The sequence below is a fragment of the Methanomassiliicoccales archaeon genome (assembly GCA_038850735.1).
Classification (GTDB): Archaea; Thermoplasmatota; Thermoplasmata; order Methanomassiliicoccales; family JACIVX01; genus JACIVX01.
In genome coordinates, this window is sequence record JAWCLO010000002.1 from 101835 (window position 1) to 122718 (window position 20884).

Below are 20884 nucleotides of genomic sequence, written 5' to 3' on the forward strand. Positions count from 1 at the left end.
ATTGTCATATCGAACCTAAATCCATTCCTACATCCTTTGATCCTTTATGTTTCGCCAATTACTTTAAATAAAACATTATATAAAAACAGTTGGGAGGCTAACAAGCATTGACGAACAGTGTGAATAAAAAGAAAGCAGCTCGGAAGGCATTCAAACATGGTAAAATTACCTTCAAGTGGTGTAGAAACTGCGCGACACTGATTTTAGGGGAGAAATGCAGTGTGTGCGGAAATACGGGCAGAACGTTCAGCGTCACCATGCCTGGGGATCTAAGACCATGCCTTGATGAGGGCAATTTAATTATCAAAAGACTCTTCGAAAAGCACTTTGATATACCGAATCCCTTTAACGGTCTCCAGATCCTTCTTAACAAGATTCCTGGAATAGACAGAGCTGATGAAATTATTGTCGATGGTTGGCTAATTGGCACGATTAGCTTTGATCCAATTATAGACGACTTTAGACTGGAATTAAAGGTCGATGGCGCCCGCGCACTTGTCGACGTAGCCAAAAGTGGGATCATTGAGATTAGACCACCTGGCGGACACATGAAAGGAAAGACAATCTCCGGGAAATTCGTTGAGCGTGTTCACGGTAAATTCGATGTCAATGATCCTGTTATCGTCGTTGCTGGTGACTATATTTGCGCAGGAATAGCTAGGGCGTCAAGCAATAGGATTTTTGACGCTGAAAAGGGTGTAGGTATCAGAGATGTTGGAAAAGGGCGTGTCGTATTTTCAAAAAAGAAAACCTGTTGGTCAAAATTCATTCAAGCAAACATCGATCACTTCAAGTATCTAGAAAGTAAAGCGGTCAGTGATGTCAAATCGTATCTTCGGAACAATAGTAATATCCCAGTAACTCTTTCATTTAGCGGAGGAAAGGATTCTCTTGCTTGCTACGAGATTATGAGAAGAACATCTATTGATTTCTCACTGCTTTTTGTAAATACTGGTCTGGAATTTCCTGAAACCGTGAAATACGTACGATGCTTTGCAGAAAAGTGCGGTTTGAAATTACTCGTTGCAGATGCGAAAGACGAGTTTTGGAAAAATGTCGATTTTTTCGGTCCACCAGCAAAAGATTTTAGGTGGTGCTGCAAGGTCTGCAAGCTTGCGCCCTTAACATCCCTCATTGAGAGTCATTTTCCAAACGGAACAATCACGATAGAGGGCAACAGGATTTTTGAATCCTTTGCAAGAGCAAGAATTGCTTTTGTTGACGCGAATCCATTTGTCCCAAATCAAATCATCCTAAATCCAATTAGAGAATGGAGGGCGATTGAAGTCTGGGGATATATATGGTGGAGGCATCTTGATTACAATCCGCTTTACGAAAAAGATTATGAAAGGATAGGCTGCTATCTGTGCCCTGCTTGCCTCGCAAGCGAGTGGAAAATAACCAGAGAATTGCATCCTGATCTTACGAGATCATGGGAAAAGTATCTAATGCACTGGGCGTCGAGATTTGGGTTGCCCATGGAATTCGTGAGGTATGGATTCTGGCGATGGAAAATACTACCCAGTAAGATGAAGAAATTTGCAGCAGTTGTGAATCTTCCCGTCTCCCATACCAGATCCGATGGTATTCAAATGAAAATGGCGCCTGGTGCATCCCCGTGTATTAGCGGAGGATATACCATAGAAGGCGTACTCAACATCCCCCGACGGAGGAATTTTTCGAAAATTGCCGAGCTCTTAAAGACGATCGGTTCAGTAAGATACTCAGACGAATACCAGATAGTTATGGTAAGAAATAAAATTGGAAATGCAAAAGTCTTTGGAGGGGGACAAATCGTTTCCACTGCTAGTTGCCCAACAGATGCTAAGAGGTTATTTGAAGCGACGACAAAGGCGCTACTGCGTTCTCAACTCTGCACAGAATGCGGTGTTTGTGTAAGAAGCTGCGGTATGAAGGCAATCACACTTGATGATGGTCCGTTGATTTCTGATGAGAAATGCACTCGGTGCGGAAAATGCTCAGACGTATGTGTTGTTGCGCATTACTACGATAAACTCGTTTCTTGATAATTCGTGATAGTAATTATGATGAATCGCTTTTTATAGCGATGTGGTAAAGCGTGGCAATTCCTCATTTTTAAATACTTAAATCAATTCCATCATCATATGAATACGAATGCCCTCATAGCAGGGTTTCTTGGTTTTGCCACCTCAATGGTCATGATGTTTTGGACTTTAAGAAACTATACCTATCCGAAGGTCGAGAAACCACTATTTGACGATAGAAAAGCTTTTGGCCTATTTACAATAGGACTTGTCATCGGTATCGTGGTATTCAGCGCCCAGAGCTACTTCGACCTAGCATTTGTCTTGGCAGCGCTACTCTTCGCGCTAGGTGAGGAGGCTGTTAAATTGATCATACTCAATCTGCCAAGATTCCGAAATAGAATTGATACATGTTTTTACGGTCTTGCCCTTGGACTGGGTATAGGAAGTACCATAGCATTTGCATCTGCGTACTACGCCATGGCATTCATTGAGACAATAAAGCCCTTCACAATGATCACAATAATTATTCTCACATTTCAATTAGTGTTACTTCATGGTTCAACGGGAGCGACGATTGGCATTGGCGTTGCGAGGGGGTCTCCAGGAAGCATGTTCGCCCAGGCAGCCCTTGTACATATCAGTTACAGTCTTGTTCTCATACCCTTTTATTCTCTTGAACTTGGATATGGCATATTTTTCTTTATACTTGCCTTTCTAGGTCTCCTTCTTTACTATTTATATGTTCATTACCGCCTAATTCCATCATTCGTTTCCGACGCCATCATGAAATTTGAAACTAAAGAATCTCGTAACCCCACCAATAAAGGTCGATTATAGACGAATTATGAGCATTCCAAAAAGAATGATCAGAAGAATTATGGACGGTGGAAGCAACTAGATCTCATCTTCCCTTTCAAAATACCGTGAAGACATGGGTGACAGGCCGCAGAAAATGTCAGACTTTTTTATAATACCCAGGTCTCGGTTCGTAGAGAATCCCTTCTGATAGAAGCTTTTCGATCAGAACCTCAGTTATGTGCACATTCCCGATTAATTTACTAAGGTCATCTATTGTGAATTCACCCTTCTCTCTGCACAGGTCATCGATCATTTTTACTATCGAAGATTCATCCCGAGGCGTCTTCGCCGGAGCGGTCTTGGAAAGTAGATATTCATTTTCACCAAGGGATTTATCAATCGAACTTTTGCGATCCGCAACTAGTTGGTAACTAAGCTTCTGCACCGCCACGACGAGTTCCCTCTCAGATTCGGTTTTAAAATATATGTTGAGTTTCTTGGGATTGATTCTCTTCCCACAAGACGGGCACGTACACTTTTCAGAAAGTAACTTAATACCAATCGGCTTATGGCAATGGGGGCATACAACAACGCAAAACATCAATACTCAACAAATACTAGTGCCGCTATGCAAGCACCATAGTGATCCATTGGTACAGATAGTTCTTCAATCTTGTAGCGTATAGACTTAAACTCTACGCCCCTCAGCTTCGCCATTTCGTGCATTTTCCATTCGAGTACTTCTCTAAGCGCCTTCTTTGTCCCATGCATATGCCCTTCTGCTACGTATCCTCCTTTTCCATCCTTTCGAAAGCCATACGCAATGCCCGCGGAAATCATTTCCCCTTCTCCGCCTCTCATTTGCGCGAGAACGCAGTGCGTAATTGCACCCATTGGCAAAGCCCTCTGTGGGACCTGCTTCGCCCCAATCGGGAGAATGGAAGAGACAGACACGATGTTCAATTCGCCTATCTTCGCCTTTAAAAGTGCTTCATCGAACGCATTGAGATCTGAAACTTTGCTCACTGCCGAGCCTGAAGTTACAAAGAATTTCTTAGGAATTATCTGCATTAGGCGTCGTATTGATATCGGTAGAATTTAAGCATTTCTATTGTGTTTTCTTATTTCACTAATTGGCAGAACTCGCAATTCCCTTTCCAGCAACTTCAAATCTCGAGGATTGAGCGTCTGAGGACTGATAGGTATCAGTAGAATAGAATTTGTGACAGCTACGTTTTCATTTAAAAGTTGCACAAATTTTAGAACTTTGATAAAATTGCTCTGGCTCACCATGTATTCAATGCCGGAAACCAGCACGACTCCGCTCTTCACGCTATCAAAAAAATTCTTGATCTCGCTGTAGATCAACGGGATATTTGTTGGTTCTCGAGCATACTTGATATCTCTCTCATATGATAGCCATAGCACCGGTGACTTGCCTATGTCGTACTTGAGGCGCAACTTTTCTGGATATTCCCGAACGACGCACATTCCAGGTCTTCCATGTCTTATCTGATCGACGAAAATCTCAAATGCATAAGAAGAATCATCAGATTCAATCAAATACGAATAACCTTCCTCAAGATCGTACTTTATCGGCTCGTCAGCAATTTTTCTCTCTTGTCGATCTATGAGTTCGTTTGCGGGTTTTAAAACATGCACACAGCAGTTGCTTCCGGAAGAAATGCATTCTTTCTCTTCCGCATTGTAACGAGTTTTTAGCAACCCACTAACAATTCCGGCAAGATATCCTCGAGTGAAGTCGCATCGGCGACCATGGGTAGCTTCAATCGATTCTTCGAATGTGATCGTGATCTCTTCATCGGTAATCTCTTCCATGATCATCCTGCTTAACCCGGTTTCTGACCATAACTGAGGGAGTATGTCTGAGAAATCTTCGTAGTCTTTGGCCTCGATACCTAACTCTCTAACAAGGTTCATCCCCGCTCTAAACCCAAATCGCTCAAGCGTCCCCGATGCCGCATCACCTTCGATCAGTTCAAGTTCTTCTCTCAGATCCAAGAGGGCTGAACCTGGTAACACATAAAAGGGTTTCAATCGCACACCTCCAGCATAGCCCTGCCGAGTTTGGAAAAAGCATTTTGTACTCCTTCGCCTGTTTTGGCACTCGTCCTTACAAACTTATGGCCTATTATGCTTTCTATTTCGCGCAGCAATGATTCTTTTACTTTGCATTCGAGATCACTTTTGTTTGCTATTGGCAATATTGGAACGTCACCAACCACCTCGATAAAATCATTTCGCCATCCGACGAGATTTTTCACGGTTTCCTCCCGCGTGAGATCGCACACGAGAAGTGCACCGTTGGCACCCTTATAGTACGCATGATGCAGTGCCTGGTGAGTCTTTTGGCCAAGGATGTCCCATATCATTAATGTCAGCTCAGCTTCATCGAAATCGATGACTTTCTTCGTCACCTTTGTACCGAAGCTCGTGAGATACTCATCTCCGAAAAAGTCATAAACAAAGCGTCTTACCAGACTTGTCTTTCCGACGCCTCCGTCACCAAGCAAGCAGATCTTCCTAATGAATTTCCTTTTTGCTTTTTCCATAATAATTAGACTATCATAACTATGGGCTTCTATTTAACCATAATTGTTCGAGCAGTATCCAGATGATCAGACCATGATGAGAAATCGGATTTGTCGATCCAACTCAATTATCCGTAGAGAAGCGATTCATCGCCGATCCGCCGAGATTGTTTCATACCTTCAAGCGCGGCTTTCATCTGCTGTTCAATCTGCTCAGCTTCTTTATACAATGGATCTGGGTCAAGTCTCAATTCAGGAAGCATCTTTGCAACGATCTCCAAAAGCCTTGCAGCGCCTCGTGCGTCCGGGTAATCCAATCGTGCTGGACCAAGCAAGCAGACTACGTCAATATTTAAACGTTCGCCTTCATACAGGAGGACGCCGGATAATCCCGAAACCATTCCCTCTTTCATTTCCTTGATTCCATATTTGTCCAACATCTGTCGCGTTCGCGGGGTGCTAGCAACTCCATAGATGGGAAGTTCTCCTGTTGCATCGCCTACGTTGATGCCTTCGAGTGTAAGAATGATCTCTATTTCCTTTTCTTTGCACCACTGCAAGATGAGATCAGCAACCGGTTTCATTAAATCAGGTCTTGGAATGAATTCTGACATGATAACGACGAGCTGCTCGCATCGAATTCCGTTACTGCATGTTCTTTCCCCAGCATATATTCTAACTGGGGAAGATGGTATTCCGTCGTGAATGATCGTATACGGTGGAAAATCCTTTGAAACCATTGTCGCAACGCGCTCAAGCTTCATCGTCCTAGAAATGAAATTGGCGGCAATACTGCCGACAAGCCCTACGCTTGGGAATCCCACCACGGCTACCGCGTTTGGATACTTTTCGTTCTTATATTCATTAATAAAGGGATCGGTATGCATACTGAGCATCTCTATTTTTTATAAGATTTCGTTCATACTTAATTTTTCTTCTTTTTGACAAGAGAGAAAAAGAAGTGATCTGTTTTCCATTGCTGTCAACGTCGGATGTAAATGCGACGAGTCGACGTAAAAATGCTTCTGATTAATGGAGATTTAGTGATTAGTTCGAAAATTGAGAACTTCTGAAATGAATAATGCTTGCCAATACGGTAGAGTTGTTATAGTTCCACAGAAAGTACCATTTATGATAAACATATGAAGCGAATGAGGATCTCCATTTTCACGAAAAATCTAAACAGGTCTTGTTACACTTACATGTTCGTGCTTGAAAAGAAAGTATCGATAAGTTACACATCTGGAAGGATACCCATTGTAATTGAAGAGAGACCTTACGCTAGAACCTCCGCATTGGCGGTTTTCATTACCGTGGGATCAAGAGATGAGCCCACTGGTAGCCAAGGAATAGCGCATCTGCTTGAGCACACCATTTTCAAAGGGACGGAGAACATGAGCTCTCGACAGACATCTGAACTCATTGAAGCTGCGGGGGGTGAGTTCAATGGCTACACGGGTAAGGAAATGACGTGCTATTATACCATAACCCTGTCAGAGACTGTGGACGTAGCTCAAAGAATCCTGGCAGATGCACTTCTAAATGCACGTCTCGAAAGGGAGTCTATCGAAATAGAGAAGGGAGTGGTTTCCGATGAAATAAGATTGATTAAAGATGAGCCTGATGATTACATTCACCATCTTCTGTCACGCGCCATGTGGAATGGACACCCCATGGCTTCATCAGAAGCTGGCGAAATCGAATCGGTTGAAAATATCACTGAGAGTCAGCTCAAGGAATTTTACAAATCATATTACCAACCAGCTAATTTCGTGATCGCGGCTTGTGGGGATGTGAAAAAAGAGAATGTCGTGCGGTGGGCCGAAGAATCTTTCGACGATCTTATTAGTGGTAAGTCTACGAGAAACCGCATTCCACCAACACCGAGATCGCATGTGGAGATCCTCCCACGCGACGGAGAGCAGGTCTATGTTGGCATAGGCTTTCCAGGGTATCGTGCTAGCCACCCCGATAGATTTGCACAGACACTGATGAGCGCTATTTTAGGCGGTGGAACAAGCTCAAGGTTTTATCAAGAGATTAGAGAGGAAAAAGGTCTTGTCTATTCCATTTATACATCATCCCAACCTTATAGTGATTGCGGAATTTTCGGAATCTTCTTTTCAGCTAAATCCTCAAAAGCTGAGTTAGTATGCAAAGCGATTGCTGATGAGTTGAGAAAAATCAAAGATTGTGGATTAAAGAAGGGGGAGCTGGTAAGGGCAAAACGCTACATTAAAGGATTGCTGGTAAGGAAGATAGAACCTACTGAGTCGAGACTGTTTCATCTCGGAGAGTTTTATGTTATGACAGAAAAATTACCCACCGAAGCAGAAATTATTTCTCAACTTGAAAAAGTGACCGAAGAAGATGTTAAGAAGACCATAGAGAAGATTATTGTTCGAGATAAGATGAGTGTTGCAATATATGGCACTACTGAAAAGCAAGATTCAACGATTGAGTCCATCGAATGCCTGGAGTTCTAGATCTTGAAAAATCCGTAATCAGTAATGAGTAATCGAAGATCAATAATTCGCATCGCACCTCGTTTTGTAAATAAGATCCAATACTGCTTCGACAGCCTTGGGTATTGAAGCTTCTACCTCTGGAGTGAGGTTTTCACCAACAGTCTTCGTATTCACAACTTCGATCGCTACAAAGAAAATTTTCTTTGGCATTCTCTCGGGTTCTATCATTCTTCCCAGTCTTATTGCCGTTGCGATATTCACATCATGAGGGTTTGCACCGCGCACGGTGGTAGAGAAATTTTGCTCGTCGAAGACGAAAACTGAGCCAGGATTGCTAATTCCAGTTATAATTCCATCAACGACTATTACGTAATCGAAATCCAACATCAATTCAATAAGATCGAGTCCGCTAGTGCTAGCATCGCGGATTTCCACATTATCAAATCTATGTGACCGAATTTCATCTGCTATACGTAATCCAATGGAATCGTCTGAGATTATGGGGCTCCCGAGACCGAGCACGAGAATTCTTTGTCTTCCTTTTTCTGTTGTCATCTGATTCATCTGGGAGGCTTTCCTATAATTTCTAATTTATGGAGGATGAAAGACAGAATTGTTTCTGGAGGTCATAATTATACGGATTTTTTTTACATCCCATTATTCTTGAGATGTGCTCTGATGCGATCCTAGGCCAGCAAAACTACGTCAACAATACGAAAAGATGTCTTATTCGATAGAGGAACATTGAATTGAAACGAGAGTTCGTCGTAGTGATTCCCCTAACTATTTTCTTGATAAAGTCAATGAGTGTATGTATGTATATTGAGCCGAAAGTGTCCTTAGTCATTAACGGTAAACAGATAAGTTCAAAGGTTATGGAGGCGTTGATAGCAGTTTTACAAGAGGGGAGCCAGAAGCGAGCTGCGAATAAACTCTATATTTCAGTGCCCGTTCTGCACCGCTATATAAAAAAAATCGAGGATGCCGCTGGTTTTCCCGTGTTCGAAGCAGATCGATCAGGTACCAGATTGACGAATGGGGGTAAACAAATCGTCGAGGAATATATTGCACTTAAGTCCCGAATGAGAAAGCCCCACAGTATCACGGTGGGTGGTACGATTATTACAGAAGAGCTTCTTTTATCCGCCACAACTCGCTATGATAAAGATATCAGATTCGATATCGTCATTTCAGATGACGAAAGCAATGTTGAAAATTTCAAAGCTGGGCTGATCAATTTGGTTATCCTTGACGATCCCTTTTACATTTACGAATTAGATGGCATTGAGTGGGATGAAATAGGCGAGGACAGACTTGTACATGTTGACAGAGGTCCAAGATACCTGAGATTTCGGTTCGGTCCCCAAAGAATTGGTTTCAAACACTTAGAAACTACTGGAGCCAAATATGAAGTTGTCGGCGAAACAGGACACCTTCAAACACTCGTGCACTCACCATTTAGTTTCTTTGCAAATGAGAGTTTGCTTGAAAGAAGGGGATTCAGTATAAAAAGCGCAACTTCGGCCGATCTTCTTTCACATAAGATCGTTGCGATGTATAGGTGTAAAGATGAGGGTGTTGCAAACATTGTTACCATGCTTAAATCAAAAAAAATGTCTCTGCCTAGATTTACCAAAAAAGGTAATAAAATCGCACTTTAGCCCTTTCATTTTAAATATCAATAGTCAATTTTCAATAAGGTGAGAAAATGGTTACGGTAAAAGAACCAAACCCCTCATTTGCTGAGAGTATCATTAAAGCCGGAGGGACAACGCTTAATCTTTGTTACCAATGTGGAACATGCACGGCGAGCTGTCCGTCGGGAAGACAAACAGCATTTAGGACAAGAAAGCTCATTCGAAAGGCACAGTTGGGCCTAAAAGAAGATATTCTACCATCTGACGATTTGTGGATGTGTACCACATGCTATACCTGTGTTGAACGCTGTCCCCGTCAAGTAGATATAACGGACATCATCATGATTCTGAGAAATTTTGCTGTTAAGGAAGGATATATGGCAGACACGCATAGACGAACTGCATCATCAATGATGAACACTGGCCACACAATCCCCCTTACCGACGATTATAAAGAAATGAGGAAGCGATTAGGGCTTTCAGAAATGCCCCCAACTGTTATAGGAAATCCAGATGCTTTGGAAGCTTGGAAAAAAATCATGCAGATAACAGGTTTTGACAAACTCATCGGAGGGAAATAAATGGGAGAAAAATATGCACTCTTTCTTGGTTGCATCGCGCCACTTAGGTATCCTGGCATCGAGAAGACAACAAGAGAAGTCTTTAAGGCGCTTGACGTAGACTTAGTTGATCTGGAAGGGGCTGGCTGCTGCCCAGCGCCAGGAGTCATCAGGTCATTTGATCAGGCAACTTGGCTCGCATTGGCAGCAAGAAATCTCGCCTTGGCTGAGCAGAAAGGACTTGATATCATTACAATTTGTAACGGATGCTTCGGCTCGCTTTTCGATGCCGCACACTTCCTGCACGAAAATAAGGAAAAAATAAAAGAAGTCAATAAAATACTCAAGCAAGTTGGCCTCGAATACAGTGGTGAGAAAATAAAGGTACGCCACTTTGCTGACGTCCTTCATAAAGATATTGGCATTGAGAAAATCAAATCAAAAGTGATTAATCCCCTGAACTTTAAAGTTGCAGTGCATTACGGTTGCCACTTTGCAAAGCCCAGCAAAATCAAACAACTTGATGATCCTGAAAGACCAAGCTTGCTTGATGAGCTTGTTGAAGCAGTGGGCCCAAAGAGTATATACTATCGTGACAAGATGATGTGCTGCGGAGCTGGCGGGGGTCTCAGGACAAGAGCAAATGAGATCGCCATGAAAATGACTGTTGAGAAGCTGGCAAATGTGAAAAAGGCTGGAGGACAGTTCATAGTTGATGTCTGTCCGTTTTGTCACCTGCAATTCGACAGAACTCAGAAGGACTTTCCAGATTACAACATTCCAGTGGTGCATCTTTCACAGCTATATGGCGTAGCCTTTGGACTTCCAAAAGAATCGATGGGTTTCGAATCACATGTTGTGCCGGTGAATCTCTGAGGTGCGCATTTGTACAAGGCGCATCTCGTTACAATCACTGATATTGGCTCTGTACCTGAGGGGCTAAGGGGATTTGTCAGTTTTCAGGCTGCATACGAAGGACATCGAGTCCATGAGCACGAGAAGATAGCTCTCCTTGTCGTTGAAGGTACCGCTTCATACATAGTAATCTTCCTCGAAAAAGTGAAAAGAATAGAAGAAATTGAAGTCAGGCTTATGAAACAACAGACGGAGATGACTCAAGATACCAGAGCGGCAATCGAGAATGCACTAAATTCATGAAAAATTCTTCCACTCTATTTAAGAAAACAGATTAACAACCTCCTGATAAAATTTGTCATATTTTAACATTCAAACTACAAAGCTTTATTTTAGATATCATTGTAGCAGCATAACTTGCTAAAGAGAAAGGCCTGATAATATTTGACGAGGTTACTCAAATTCCCTTAGAATTTAAGTTAATCATCGCAACCTCATTCAAACAAAAACAAAATCATTAATCTTGATAAGTAAATCTCTTGAAATGCGATGAATACGCTTGGAAGTCTGGGGGAAAGAGAAATAGTAAGACATATATTAGAGATAATCAACACAATACCTCCTAAGGGCCCAGGCGATGATGCTTCTGCGATTGATCTGGGTGAATTTTACCTCGTCTTGAGTACTGATATGGTCTCTCGAAAAACACACGCACCAAAAGGTATGACCTTCTGGCAATTGGGATGGTTCTTAGCTGCCATTAATTATAGTGATATTGCAGCTATGGGGGCGAAACCGATTGGATTGCTCACATCTCTTGGTTTTCCGCGAGAGACTGAACTTGTAGACATGTTGGAAGTTATTAAAGGTGCTAAAGCGTGTTCAGAATATGTTGGCGGCGAGATTCTTGGAGGAGATACTAAAGAGACCTCAGATATTACGCTTGCCGGAACTGCTGTTGGCATAGTAGGAAAAAAAGAAATCTTGCTGAGAAAAGGTGCCAAAGTCGGTGATATACTAGCAGTCACAGGTACTTTAGGCCTCCCTGCTGCTGGTCTGCATGCAATTAAAAATAACCTAACGTGCGAAAAATGTAAGAAAGCACTTTTCGAACCCATGCCCAGGGTAAGAGAAGGGTTAACTCTCTCTTCATCAGGATTCGTGACATCATGTATCGATATTTCAGATGGTCTTGCAATTTCACTCAGGCATTTATCGGAAGCAAGCGGCGTATCGTTTGAGGTGGTATGGAACAAAATTCCAGTCGATCCAGCAGTGAAGCGCATAGCGAGATTGGCAAAACTTGACGAGAAGGAGTTGGTGCTTTACGTTGGGGGCGACTATCAATTACTTTTCACGGTGACTCCTAAGGGATGGTATCATTTGAAAAAACGGCTCGGCTCGGCTATTTCGCAAATTGGAGCGGTTGTCGATCGTGAGAAAAATACATTAGTTATCAATGGTAAGAGATTTGAAATCGAGGATCGAGGATATGAACATTTCAAGTGATTCTTTGAAGGAGGCAAGATTTTGGAGGACAATGGGCGGCAAAATCCAATGCGAATTGTGTCCACATTCGTGTTTAATTGCGCCGAATAAGCGAGGCATCTGTGGCGTTCGAAGAAATGTCGATGGGAAGCTCGTATCTCTCATTTACGGCAGAGCCTCTTCCATCCATGTTGACCCTATTGAAAAAAAGCCTTTCTTCCATTTCAAACCTGGTGATAGGGTACTTTCCCTTGGATCTGTTGGATGCACTTTTAGATGTCTTCATTGTCAAAACTTCACGATATCCCAGGCAGAAGTCGATAAATTTCCGCTTGAATACATAAATCCGCAAGATGTCACCACAATGTGTCAAAACACGGAAGCTAAAGGAATTTCGTGGACTTACAACGAGCCCATTATTTGGCATGAATTCGCGTGCGATGCCTCGAAGATTGCAAAAGAAAACGGATACTATTCTCTGTATGTCACGAATGGATATATCCAGGAAGAACCTCTCAGAGAGATTTCTAAGTATATCGATGGAATGAATATCGACATAAAAGGATTTACCGAAGAATTCTATAGAAAAATCTGCAAGGCACGTCTAGAACCAGTGCTCGAAGCAACGCAAATCGCAGTTGGACTGGGGATGCATGTCGAGCTTACATATCTCATCATTCCAAACAGGAATGACACAGAAGAAGAGATTCGAAGATTCGTTATATGGGTTCGTGATTCACTAGGTGAAAGCATACCCGTACACTTCACGAGATTCCATCCAGATTACATGATGACGGATGTACCATCAACTCCATTAAAAACCTTAGAGATGGCTCTGAAAATCGGCAAGGAGGAGGGGTTGAGATTCGTGTATGTTGGCAATGTCCCGCATCATGAAGGCGAAAATACATACTGCCCCAAGTGTGGCAATCTTGCAATAGAACGTGTTGGGTTCGAGGTCGTGCACATTGATGTCAAAGAGGGAAAGTGCCGGAAATGCGGCGAGTCGCTCAATATCATTATGTAAAGCTAAATCCTCGAAATTGTTGCCTGTTTGATAGTCTCAAAACTTATTATTTTGAAATGAAATGCACAAGAACGTGGATATCCAAACAGTTTATGCCAAACTAATTACTATTTTTGAGGTTGATGGATGGTGGCCTGCTGAGTCCCCTTTTGAGATAATGATAGGCGCAATTCTCACTCAGCAAACCATGTGGGAGAACGTGGAAAAGACGATAAAAGAATTGAAAAATAGGGGACTGCTTTCGGTCGATTCGCTTGTTAATATTGACCAAAAAGAGCTCGAAAACATCATAAGACCAGTTGGATTCTATAGGCTAAAGGCCAAACGAATAAAGGCGCTTGCTTTACACCTTCGCAACTATTATGATTCAAATCCGATGGGTGTCCTTCAGAAGGCACTTCCGGAGGCGAGGGGAGAATTGATGAGCATTGACGGTATAGGGAAAGAGACGGCCGATGCGATTTTGCTGTTTGCTGGTCGTAAACCTACTTTTGTTGCCGCCAAGTATTGTGCAAGGGTATTCATGAGGTTAGGACTTGTCGAAAAAGATGACTATGATTACGTGAAACAGTTCGTAGAGGAAAGAATGCCTAAAAACCCGAGAGTCTATGCAGAACTCTACTCACTGCTCGTACAACTTTCTAAGACGTATTGCAGGAAAAATCCATCTTGCAATAGTTGCCCTCTTTCTGATGAGTGTGCCTTTAGCTTGTCAGGAGGAATATCGGGTTACCTATCACAGAAGAAACGACTAGAGAGACCGTTATAGGTATCAAGAAAGGTATCTTTGGCGTAACCCAGATTTTCTCAACTCCCATTCTTCTGAATACCTCAACATCAAATTCCGATGAATCGCTTGCTTTTGGAAAGAGCGATAGTCTTCTCTTATTTTCCTCGATGAATTCAAGTGGCCATACAAATTTGAATCGAACATTTTCAACTTTCTCTTTATAACCGAAAAACATTACCGGAAACTTTCTGTCCCCTTTGGCTAGATTATATATGAAGAGACCTATTGGCACAGAAATTGTAAGGAGCGCAGCGTTGAAGAGTATGAGAAGAGAGAACGGAAAGATAATCTCATTTATCTGGTTGGGAATTTCAATTATTGGCAACGTGTGAACGGTTGGATACATTGGAAACATTATTGACAATGCAAGAAGAGCTTTGGCATCGGCACCGCCCTTGATGATGTCCAGCTGATAAAAAAGAATGATTATTCCGAACATAAGAACAACTGTCATTAGATGCCACATGAAGGAATCATACCAGAATTCAATTAGAAGGTAAATCACAATCAAAAAGCTTAGGATATACAGAAAAAGCGGAACGACATTGATGCCATCTTCGAAAATCCCCCTTCTTTCCCAAAAAAGGTCATAGAAAATAACTGCAAGAGGTATCAGATATATTGAATAGAGTATGTCCAAGCCTGATATAAGTATTTCACAAAAGAGAGCTATAAGAGCTGTACTTCCGAGAAAAATCCAGTAAGAATCAGAAACTGTACGCGTCTTCCAATCTGAAATCGATGCGATTGCCAAGATGAAAAAAGAAACAGTGATCCTGATAAGGTCCAAGGCTTCCATTTAACGGCTAGATTTGAATCATTGAATTAAACCTTTCCTCAGATCGGATTCGAATTTAAAGATACCAAACAAATAACCTTGGAGAACAGAGGAACAAAATTTTATAGTAGGATGCAATGAAGCCATTTACGCCCGGGGAAGAACATGATGATTGCAGATGGCATCTTCAAACTCATTGGCAGACTGTTGCCATTCTTTGCAATTGCAATTTTCCTCTTCCAAGGCGTTGCTCAGGTCTCTGCCTCGCAAATGGTAAACGTCTTTCCAATAGACCCATTTGAACAGCAAATAGACGCGGGCGAAACGGCTCATTTCAGATGGGTCATATTTAACAATGCCTCATCATCATATCTCGTAAAAGTTACGATCGAACCAGAATTTGGTAAAGATTGGACTGCTCACTTCAATAATGACATACTGACTCTGGACGCCAATGAACACGGTACAGTGATTCTAAATATTACAACATCGAAAACAATGGCATCAAGGGATGTCGAGTTCCGGATCATTTTCAATGCTACAGAGATGAGTTCACCATTGAATTCATACAAGATCGTTGAAAATATCCATCTCCGGGTTATTTCGCTATTTGGGACAAGAGCTGGAGAGAATAAGATTTTTGGCGTCTGGGATAATTTCTTGCCACCCCCACTTGATACGAATTATGGTGCATTTGCAGTGACATTAATCGGCTGGATTGCCATAGCTCTTTTTATAGCGTTTGTAATAGATCCCATTGTGCATCAATTTACAAAGAAAACAAAAACTGAACTGGACGATCGTATTTTGAAGATTATTCACGGACCGTTATTCGCAATAATAGTTCTCTATGGGATGGTCAATTCACTTGAGATTCTGAATATACCGATCGAGATCGTGGCGACAATCGAATTGGTTTACACAATTTCAATGGTGATCGTCATAGCTTGGATTGCTTACAAGATATATCACAATATACTTATTTACTACGCCCAAAGTTTTGCGAAAAAAACTGAGATCGAGATTGATGATGTGCTAGTCCCAGTATTTGAGAAAATTGGAATGATTATAATACCATTGGTGGCATTCACTGTCATCCTTCACATACTTGGATTTGATGTGACGCTAATTGTAGCAGGAATGGGGGTTCTGGGTCTAGTCATAGGTCTTGCTGCCCAGTCGACGCTTTCCAATCTATTTGCCGGTATCCAACTTCTTGCCGATCGCCCATTTAAGGTAGGCGACCTACTGATGATGGAAGATGGCGAAGTCTGTGAAGTTCGAAAAATCGGTTTAAGGAGCGTTACACTTTATGATATTTTCAAGCACTCAAATATTGTAATTCCAAACAATGAAATCGCAAATAAGAAGATCATTAACATCATGAGGCCAGATCGCAGATACAAGAAAAGCGTCACCGTAGGAGTTGCGTATGGTTCTGATATTAATAAGGTCGAGTCGCTGATGATGCAGGCCGCACTTGAACATCAAAATGTATTGAAGGATGAAGAGCATGCCCCGATTGTTAGGTTCGAAAATTTCGGCGACTCGGCGCTTGTATTTACGATCTACTTTTGGGTCGACGACGTTCGCAATCAATGGAAGGCCACATCGGATATAAGGAAAAGGATCGATCAATTGTTCCGAGAGGCTGGCATAGAAATTCCGTTCCCGCAGAGAACTATATGGATTCGTCATTCTGACGGTGATGATCAAATGAGCCGAAGACCCAATTCCGAAGCGAAGGAATAAGCTTCTTCGAATTCGGAGTATTTGAGAGGTCTGTTAATATCGGAATGCTCGAACGCTCTGTGCAAAGGTCTGTACTGATCCATAACATTGACAACAGCCTTAGGGATATTGTCCGCAATCCATCTCAGTACAGGTTTTGTGCAGCACTCTACATGATTTGGAAGCACAAGATGCCTGACGATAATTTCACATTGCCTGGCAGCAATGATATGATTTCGTGTGATCACTTCGATGTAATTGTTAATACAGGATAAGCGTTTGGCGCATGAATTATTACCATATTTGAAATCTGTCAGATATATATCAATTAGTCCGTCCAGCAATGCTATCGATCTTTGTGTCAAATACATATTTGAATTCCACACTTGTGGTGCATTTATCGACGTATGACGGAGAACGTCGATAATATAATGCAGATTGGGCGTTGGATCTCCTCCCACCCAGTTCACATTCAATGCACGCATAAGACTCATATCTCTGGGCGAAGACGCCACAACCGTACCGCCTCGCCCCCCGAACCTCTGGGAGATCTTTTCTGCCATTACAGGTGGCGGAATGCATAATCCCAACTGGGGATTGGTGCTAATATCATGATTTTGACAATACGCACATCTAAAATTGCACCCGCTAAAGAATACAGTGTAAGATGGAACAAGTGGCGGTTCTTCGCCGTAATGAAGAAATTCGCTGGCGATTTTTGCATCCAGCACACCACAGATCCCTTTGTTTCCCTCAAGCCTATTTACGTGGCATCGGCGCTCGCAGATCTCGCAACTACTCATCATTCTCCGTGAAAGCTCCAATTTCAGATCGAGCAGAGATCTGTTGTTCCTACTTGTGCCAGTTTCACCCGACAATCTCATGGAGCTTGAATGTGATATGAAAGATCGAAACTCTTCCATTGCTCGCCTATGAATGTCCCATAGCTCCTCATCACTTTGCGAAGAAGAAAAATCCACGGGTATTTGTTTGGCCAATAGGAAATATGCCTTTTCTTTGCCCGCCAGAATCGAATAGTATCTATCTAGTCCGTTAGACATCAAATCATACTCTGCGAATCTTTCGTTTAAGTGTTTCTCTTCAAATTGTATCCCAACTATACTATGAAACAAAAATACACTAAGATCATCCAAAATTAGAAACGAGCGCTAGAGCGATGGGACTAAGTTCTGATCCATAAGCCATTATTCTTCGATAAATATCAGATTTCCTAGATTTGTGAAATAGATAAATGATTAAGAATTCCCCCGGCCCACCAATCAGATAAGGTTAAATTAGAAATCATACATCTTTAATACTGCATATTGGCTTTTAATCTTGCAGATGTATTAAACAAGGATGTTTGGGGGTATTGTCTTGGGAGTGATGGAGGTAATTAGAAGCAGAAGGAGCATTAGAAAATATAAGAAAAAAGAGATTCCAGAGAACACTCTTAAAGAGATTTTGGAAGCTGCAAGACTTGCACCCTCCGGTGCTAACAGGCAATTCTGGAAATTCATAGTGGTGAGAGACGAGGAGAAAAAAAGAGGACTAGTACCGCTCTGTCGCGACCAGAAATTCATTGAAGAATGTTCAGCTTTTATCGCGGCTGTGGATGATCCGACCCAGAAATGGTATAGAGTTGACGTTGCCATAGCACTTGATCACTTGTCCTTGGCAGCTGCAGAAAAAGGTCTTGGAACCTGCTGGATAGGAGCGTTTGATCAAGAGAAGGTTGCCGAGTATCTCGGGGTTCCGAAAGGTCTTGTGGTAACAGTTTGCATGACGTTAGGATATCCAGCAGAATCGCCAGAAGCCAGACCAAGGAAGCCGCTTGAAGATCTTGTATACTGGGAAAAATACGGGGAGAAAAAATGAAAATCGTGAATGCCCAAAAAATGGGAAAAACAATATCCGAAGGGGATCGAGGCGTGGTCGTCATCTCCGATGTCGTGAATGAGCAAAATATCGTAATTGGGTTAAGAGAGATCGATCCAAAATCGAGAGTACCAAAGCGGCCGCATGCTCACGCTCTAAGGCAGGTCATGTTTGTCGTCGAAGGGCATGGGGTTGTTAGCAACGGGCGAGAATCTCGCCAATTTAAGCCTGGCGATTTTCTGATATTCGAAGCGAATGAAGAACACTATTTTGAAAGCGATGATAGATTAGTTAAGATGGTAGAAGTGCGATTTCTGTAGATGTTATCAACAATAGATCATCGGCCTGTTCAATGACATGCCATTCAACACTCCTGCAAATACAACTGCGACATCTTAGCTTTGTATCTTAGGTTAATTGTCAACTGTCAATATATTGGACCCGTATTGACCCTCAGAGGCTATCATCCCACAAATGACAAGTCATGGTTAATTCAACAGCGCTAATACTCTCTCTTATTGTTTGAATTATTCTCGACTATTGATAGAGTTTTTCGATTTTTTTAGGGAGAAAAGATATTACATTGATAATATGTTTAACAATAGTGAATAATATGCAAGCTAGATTTGATAGTATAATTAATAGGTTCCTTAAACCAGAATTTATAATGGGTGCTTTGCGTATCGCTCTCGGATGGATTTTGTTCTGGGCCTTTCTGGACAAATTATTTGGATTTGGGTTTAGCACCGCCCCAGAAAATTCATGGTTGAATGGCGTTTCACCGACTACAGGATTCCTTAAATTTGGAGTTTCGGGAATCTTTGCCGAAGTCTTCAATGAATTGGCTGGAAACATTCTCGTAGACATCTTATTCATGGCTGCATTATTATTAGTTGGAGGATCGCTTATACTTGGCATTGGAACGAAGATTGCTGGTTATACGGGTGCGATTCTAATGTTTATCCTTTATCTTACCAATGTCCCTCCACTGCACAATCCGGTGATCGATGAGCACATAATATATTTGATTTGTCTAGTTGGAATAGCCAATTTCAAGTCTGGTCATGTGCTAGGTCTCGGCAAATGGTGGTCCGAAACCAGAATCGTAAAGCGATTCCCCATACTTGAATGAGAAACGAAGATGGCGGTATCAAATCGCCATCCCCTCTGTTTCCACAGGCACCATGAACACAAACTTTTCTTATGAAAAATCATGATGTCTAGTCGTTACGCGTAGCGGGAAGGCTAATCAATGTAAGTAAATGATAGTTTTTTTATTATGCAAGCGAAGAATTCACCACTGCGATTTTGTGCCCCGATCTTTTTAAAAAAAAGAGTCCCGTTAGAAGCGCAGGTGTTTCCGAGCCGTTTATGCGCGAATTTTCACATCCTCAATTTTGGATCATCACCCGATACATGGTTTTATACCTTCCGCCATATGGTTCATACATCTGATTTTCATGCAGAATTTTTTAGAACTGTGGAAGAATTCTACAATGATCATGTGAGCCCCCACATTGAATAAAGTATTATTAAAACAACAGTTATCCGAATGTGCTCAGAAAGAAGCTTTGAGCATGAAATCAATGCTCTCCTTGATGAGAGTAGGAGCGGTAGGCGATTTACATGGTGCTAGATTTCTTGAATTTCTTTCAGAGAGGGACGAATATCGAAATCTCGATCTTCTACTTCTTGCAGGCGATCTCACCGAAAAGAACAACCTTGATGAATTTGATCTCGCCATCAAAAAGTTGAGAAGATTGACAAGTGCCAAAATGATTGCGGTTTTTGGAAATGAAGAATACGACGAATCCCATGTGGAGTACAAGAAAAGAAGCGAGATCATATTCCTCGAAGATGAGAAAATAATACTGAATATTCAGAATAAGATCGTCAAGATTATCGGTACCACAGGTTCACTTGATCGTCCCACATGGTGGCAGAGAACTCATATGCCTGAAATATGGAGAAGATATCAAGAACGTGTCGCTAAGATCTATGAACTGTTGGAACGAGATGATTCTGATTTTCTGATTCTTCTAATGCATTATGGACCGACGTACAAAACCCTTGTTGGCGAAAAACCAGATAAATATCAAGAAATGGCCTCGATAAAATATGAACAGGTCATTCTAGATAAACGCCCGGATGTGGTTTTTCATGCTCATGCCCACAGGGGAACCAGATACGCTGAATTGGTTCGTTTGCAGAAGAGACTTGATCAGCTTAAAGGAGACAGTAAACCAATCCCGGTCTTCAATGTGTCACTGCCACTTAATAAAGCGATTACTATTGTGGAATTAGGAGGCTAGA

23 protein-coding genes are annotated in these 20884 nt (G+C 42.0%); 15 read left to right on the plus strand and 8 right to left on the minus strand.

Annotation, left to right across the window (positions count from 1 at the left end; translation table 11 throughout):
• Nucleotides 1-107 precede the first annotated feature (107 nt).
• Nucleotides 108-2027 carry a phosphoadenosine phosphosulfate reductase family protein gene (locus tag QW087_01925; protein MEM2943482.1) on the plus strand — a complete coding sequence of 640 codons (1920 nt, stop codon included), beginning with the start codon at nt 108-110 and terminating at the stop codon, nt 2025-2027.
• Between the two features lie 99 nt (nt 2028-2126).
• Complete coding sequence (locus QW087_01930; protein ID MEM2943483.1) at nt 2127-2846, plus strand: hypothetical protein; 720 nt, start codon at nt 2127-2129, stop codon at nt 2844-2846.
• Between the two features lie 118 nt (nt 2847-2964).
• Here QW087_01930 and QW087_01935 read toward each other — a convergent pair whose 3' ends face one another.
• The 5 genes from QW087_01935 to QW087_01955 form a co-directional block, all read right to left on the minus strand.
• Nucleotides 2965-3408: a hypothetical protein gene (locus QW087_01935; GenBank protein ID MEM2943484.1), complete on the minus strand. Its 444-nt coding sequence runs from the start codon at nt 3406-3408 to the stop codon at nt 2965-2967.
• Nucleotides 3408-3878, minus strand: coding sequence for a pyruvoyl-dependent arginine decarboxylase (locus QW087_01940; GenBank protein ID MEM2943485.1), 471 nt, complete (start codon nt 3876-3878; stop codon nt 3408-3410). Before QW087_01940 ends, QW087_01935 begins: the two co-directional genes overlap by 1 nt.
• A 27-nt stretch (nt 3879-3905) precedes the next feature.
• A complete protein-coding gene (locus tag QW087_01945; protein MEM2943486.1) occupies nt 3906-4865 on the minus strand; it encodes a DUF835 domain-containing protein in 960 nt (319 codons plus the stop codon).
• Complete coding sequence (locus tag QW087_01950) at nt 4862-5380, minus strand: Rab family GTPase (protein ID MEM2943487.1); 519 nt, start codon at nt 5378-5380, stop codon at nt 4862-4864. The genes QW087_01945 and QW087_01950 overlap by 4 nt, the downstream gene beginning before the upstream one ends.
• Before the next feature lie 107 nt (nt 5381-5487).
• Nucleotides 5488-6255 carry a PAC2 family protein gene (locus QW087_01955; protein MEM2943488.1) on the minus strand — a complete coding sequence of 256 codons (768 nt, stop codon included), beginning with the start codon at nt 6253-6255 and terminating at the stop codon, nt 5488-5490.
• 312 nt (nt 6256-6567) lie between these two features.
• On the opposite strand from QW087_01955, the gene QW087_01960 reads away from it, so the two are divergent.
• Entirely contained in the window at nt 6568-7845 is a 1278-nt protein-coding gene (locus QW087_01960) for a pitrilysin family protein (protein ID MEM2943489.1), read from the plus strand.
• Between the two features lie 39 nt (nt 7846-7884).
• Here the strand turns inward: QW087_01960 and QW087_01965 are convergent, their stop codons facing one another.
• Entirely contained in the window at nt 7885-8391 is a 507-nt protein-coding gene (locus QW087_01965; GenBank protein ID MEM2943490.1) for a hydrogenase maturation protease, read from the minus strand.
• Between the two features lie 269 nt (nt 8392-8660).
• On the opposite strand from QW087_01965, the gene QW087_01970 reads away from it, so the two are divergent.
• The 7 genes from QW087_01970 to QW087_02000 all read left to right on the plus strand — a co-directional run bounded on the left by QW087_01970 (nt 8661) and on the right by QW087_02000 (nt 14163).
• The gene (locus tag QW087_01970) at nt 8661-9488 is read left to right on the plus strand and encodes a LysR family transcriptional regulator (GenBank protein ID MEM2943491.1); all 828 of its coding nucleotides are present in this window, start codon (nt 8661-8663) and stop codon (nt 9486-9488) included.
• A gap of 47 nt (nt 9489-9535) precedes the next feature.
• Nucleotides 9536-10045, plus strand: coding sequence for a CoB--CoM heterodisulfide reductase subunit C (gene hdrC, locus QW087_01975; GenBank protein ID MEM2943492.1), 510 nt, complete (start codon nt 9536-9538; stop codon nt 10043-10045).
• Nucleotides 10046-10900 (plus strand): CoB--CoM heterodisulfide reductase subunit B, encoded by an 855-nt coding sequence (hdrB, locus tag QW087_01980; protein ID MEM2943493.1) that lies wholly within the window; start codon nt 10046-10048, stop codon nt 10898-10900. It abuts the gene before it with no gap.
• A gap of 9 nt (nt 10901-10909) precedes the next feature.
• Nucleotides 10910-11182 (plus strand): DUF749 family protein, encoded by a 273-nt coding sequence (locus QW087_01985; protein MEM2943494.1) that lies wholly within the window; start codon nt 10910-10912, stop codon nt 11180-11182.
• Nucleotides 11183-11428: 246 nt separating this feature from the next.
• Nucleotides 11429-12388, plus strand: coding sequence for a thiamine-phosphate kinase (gene thiL, locus QW087_01990; GenBank protein MEM2943495.1), 960 nt, complete (start codon nt 11429-11431; stop codon nt 12386-12388).
• Nucleotides 12372-13394: an AmmeMemoRadiSam system radical SAM enzyme gene (amrS, locus tag QW087_01995; protein ID MEM2943496.1), complete on the plus strand. Its 1023-nt coding sequence runs from the start codon at nt 12372-12374 to the stop codon at nt 13392-13394. Before thiL ends, amrS begins: the two co-directional genes overlap by 17 nt.
• 73 nt (nt 13395-13467) lie before the next feature.
• Nucleotides 13468-14163 carry a hypothetical protein gene (locus tag QW087_02000; protein ID MEM2943497.1) on the plus strand — a complete coding sequence of 232 codons (696 nt, stop codon included), beginning with the start codon at nt 13468-13470 and terminating at the stop codon, nt 14161-14163.
• Here the strand turns inward: QW087_02000 and QW087_02005 are convergent.
• The gene (locus QW087_02005) at nt 14099-14983 is read right to left on the minus strand and encodes an A24 family peptidase C-terminal domain-containing protein (protein ID MEM2943498.1); all 885 of its coding nucleotides are present in this window, start codon (nt 14981-14983) and stop codon (nt 14099-14101) included. The genes QW087_02000 and QW087_02005 overlap by 65 nt on opposite strands.
• A 144-nt stretch (nt 14984-15127) precedes the next feature.
• Here QW087_02005 and QW087_02010 point away from each other — a divergent pair, with 144 nt between their 5' ends.
• Complete coding sequence (locus QW087_02010; protein ID MEM2943499.1) at nt 15128-16714, plus strand: mechanosensitive ion channel family protein; 1587 nt, start codon at nt 15128-15130, stop codon at nt 16712-16714.
• On the opposite strand, the gene QW087_02015 is transcribed toward QW087_02010, so the two are convergent.
• Nucleotides 16675-17754, minus strand: a complete 1080-nt coding sequence (locus tag QW087_02015; protein ID MEM2943500.1) for a radical SAM protein — start codon at nt 17752-17754, stop codon at nt 16675-16677. The two genes, QW087_02010 and QW087_02015, sit on opposite strands and share 40 nt — an antisense overlap.
• A 325-nt stretch (nt 17755-18079) precedes the next feature.
• On the opposite strand from QW087_02015, the gene QW087_02020 reads away from it, so the two are divergent.
• From QW087_02020 to QW087_02035, 4 genes are all read left to right on the plus strand, one after another.
• Nucleotides 18080-18571, plus strand: a complete 492-nt coding sequence (locus QW087_02020) for a nitroreductase family protein (protein MEM2943501.1) — start codon at nt 18080-18082, stop codon at nt 18569-18571.
• Nucleotides 18568-18891, plus strand: a complete 324-nt coding sequence (locus QW087_02025) for a cupin domain-containing protein (protein MEM2943502.1) — start codon at nt 18568-18570, stop codon at nt 18889-18891. Before QW087_02020 ends, QW087_02025 begins: the two co-directional genes overlap by 4 nt.
• A 347-nt stretch (nt 18892-19238) precedes the next feature.
• Complete coding sequence (locus tag QW087_02030; protein ID MEM2943503.1) at nt 19239-19703, plus strand: hypothetical protein; 465 nt, start codon at nt 19239-19241, stop codon at nt 19701-19703.
• 466 nt (nt 19704-20169) lie between these two features.
• Nucleotides 20170-20883 (plus strand): metallophosphoesterase family protein, encoded by a 714-nt coding sequence (locus QW087_02035; protein MEM2943504.1) that lies wholly within the window; start codon nt 20170-20172, stop codon nt 20881-20883.
• Nucleotide 20884: the final 1 nt, after the last annotated feature.

What these genes read in the sequence shown, in the direction of transcription:
- QW087_01930 (MEM2943483.1), top strand. Translation starts at nt 2,127, where the DNA reads ATGAATACGAATGCCCTCATAGCAGGGTTTCTTGGTTTTGCCACCTCA.
- QW087_01935 (MEM2943484.1), bottom strand. Translation starts at nt 3,408, where the DNA reads ATGTTTTGCGTTGTTGTATGCCCCCATTGCCATAAGCCGATTGGTATT.
- QW087_01940 (MEM2943485.1), bottom strand. Translation starts at nt 3,878, where the DNA reads ATGCAGATAATTCCTAAGAAATTCTTTGTAACTTCAGGCTCGGCAGTG.
- QW087_01950 (MEM2943487.1), bottom strand. Translation starts at nt 5,380, where the DNA reads ATGGAAAAAGCAAAAAGGAAATTCATTAGGAAGATCTGCTTGCTTGGT.
- QW087_01955 (MEM2943488.1), bottom strand. Translation starts at nt 6,255, where the DNA reads ATGCTCAGTATGCATACCGATCCCTTTATTAATGAATATAAGAACGAA.
- QW087_01965 (MEM2943490.1), bottom strand. Translation starts at nt 8,391, where the DNA reads ATGAATCAGATGACAACAGAAAAAGGAAGACAAAGAATTCTCGTGCTC.
- hdrC (MEM2943492.1), top strand. Translation starts at nt 9,536, where the DNA reads ATGGTTACGGTAAAAGAACCAAACCCCTCATTTGCTGAGAGTATCATT.
- hdrB (MEM2943493.1), top strand. Translation starts at nt 10,046, where the DNA reads ATGGGAGAAAAATATGCACTCTTTCTTGGTTGCATCGCGCCACTTAGG.
- thiL (MEM2943495.1), top strand. Translation starts at nt 11,429, where the DNA reads ATGAATACGCTTGGAAGTCTGGGGGAAAGAGAAATAGTAAGACATATA.
- amrS (MEM2943496.1), top strand. Translation starts at nt 12,372, where the DNA reads ATGAACATTTCAAGTGATTCTTTGAAGGAGGCAAGATTTTGGAGGACA.
- QW087_02005 (MEM2943498.1), bottom strand. Translation starts at nt 14,983, where the DNA reads ATGGAAGCCTTGGACCTTATCAGGATCACTGTTTCTTTTTTCATCTTG.
- QW087_02010 (MEM2943499.1), top strand. Translation starts at nt 15,128, where the DNA reads ATGATGATTGCAGATGGCATCTTCAAACTCATTGGCAGACTGTTGCCA.
- QW087_02015 (MEM2943500.1), bottom strand. Translation starts at nt 17,754, where the DNA reads ATGTCTAACGGACTAGATAGATACTATTCGATTCTGGCGGGCAAAGAA.
- QW087_02020 (MEM2943501.1), top strand. Translation starts at nt 18,080, where the DNA reads ATGGAGGTAATTAGAAGCAGAAGGAGCATTAGAAAATATAAGAAAAAA.
- QW087_02025 (MEM2943502.1), top strand. Translation starts at nt 18,568, where the DNA reads ATGAAAATCGTGAATGCCCAAAAAATGGGAAAAACAATATCCGAAGGG.
- QW087_02030 (MEM2943503.1), top strand. Translation starts at nt 19,239, where the DNA reads ATGGGTGCTTTGCGTATCGCTCTCGGATGGATTTTGTTCTGGGCCTTT.
- QW087_02035 (MEM2943504.1), top strand. Translation starts at nt 20,170, where the DNA reads ATGAGAGTAGGAGCGGTAGGCGATTTACATGGTGCTAGATTTCTTGAA.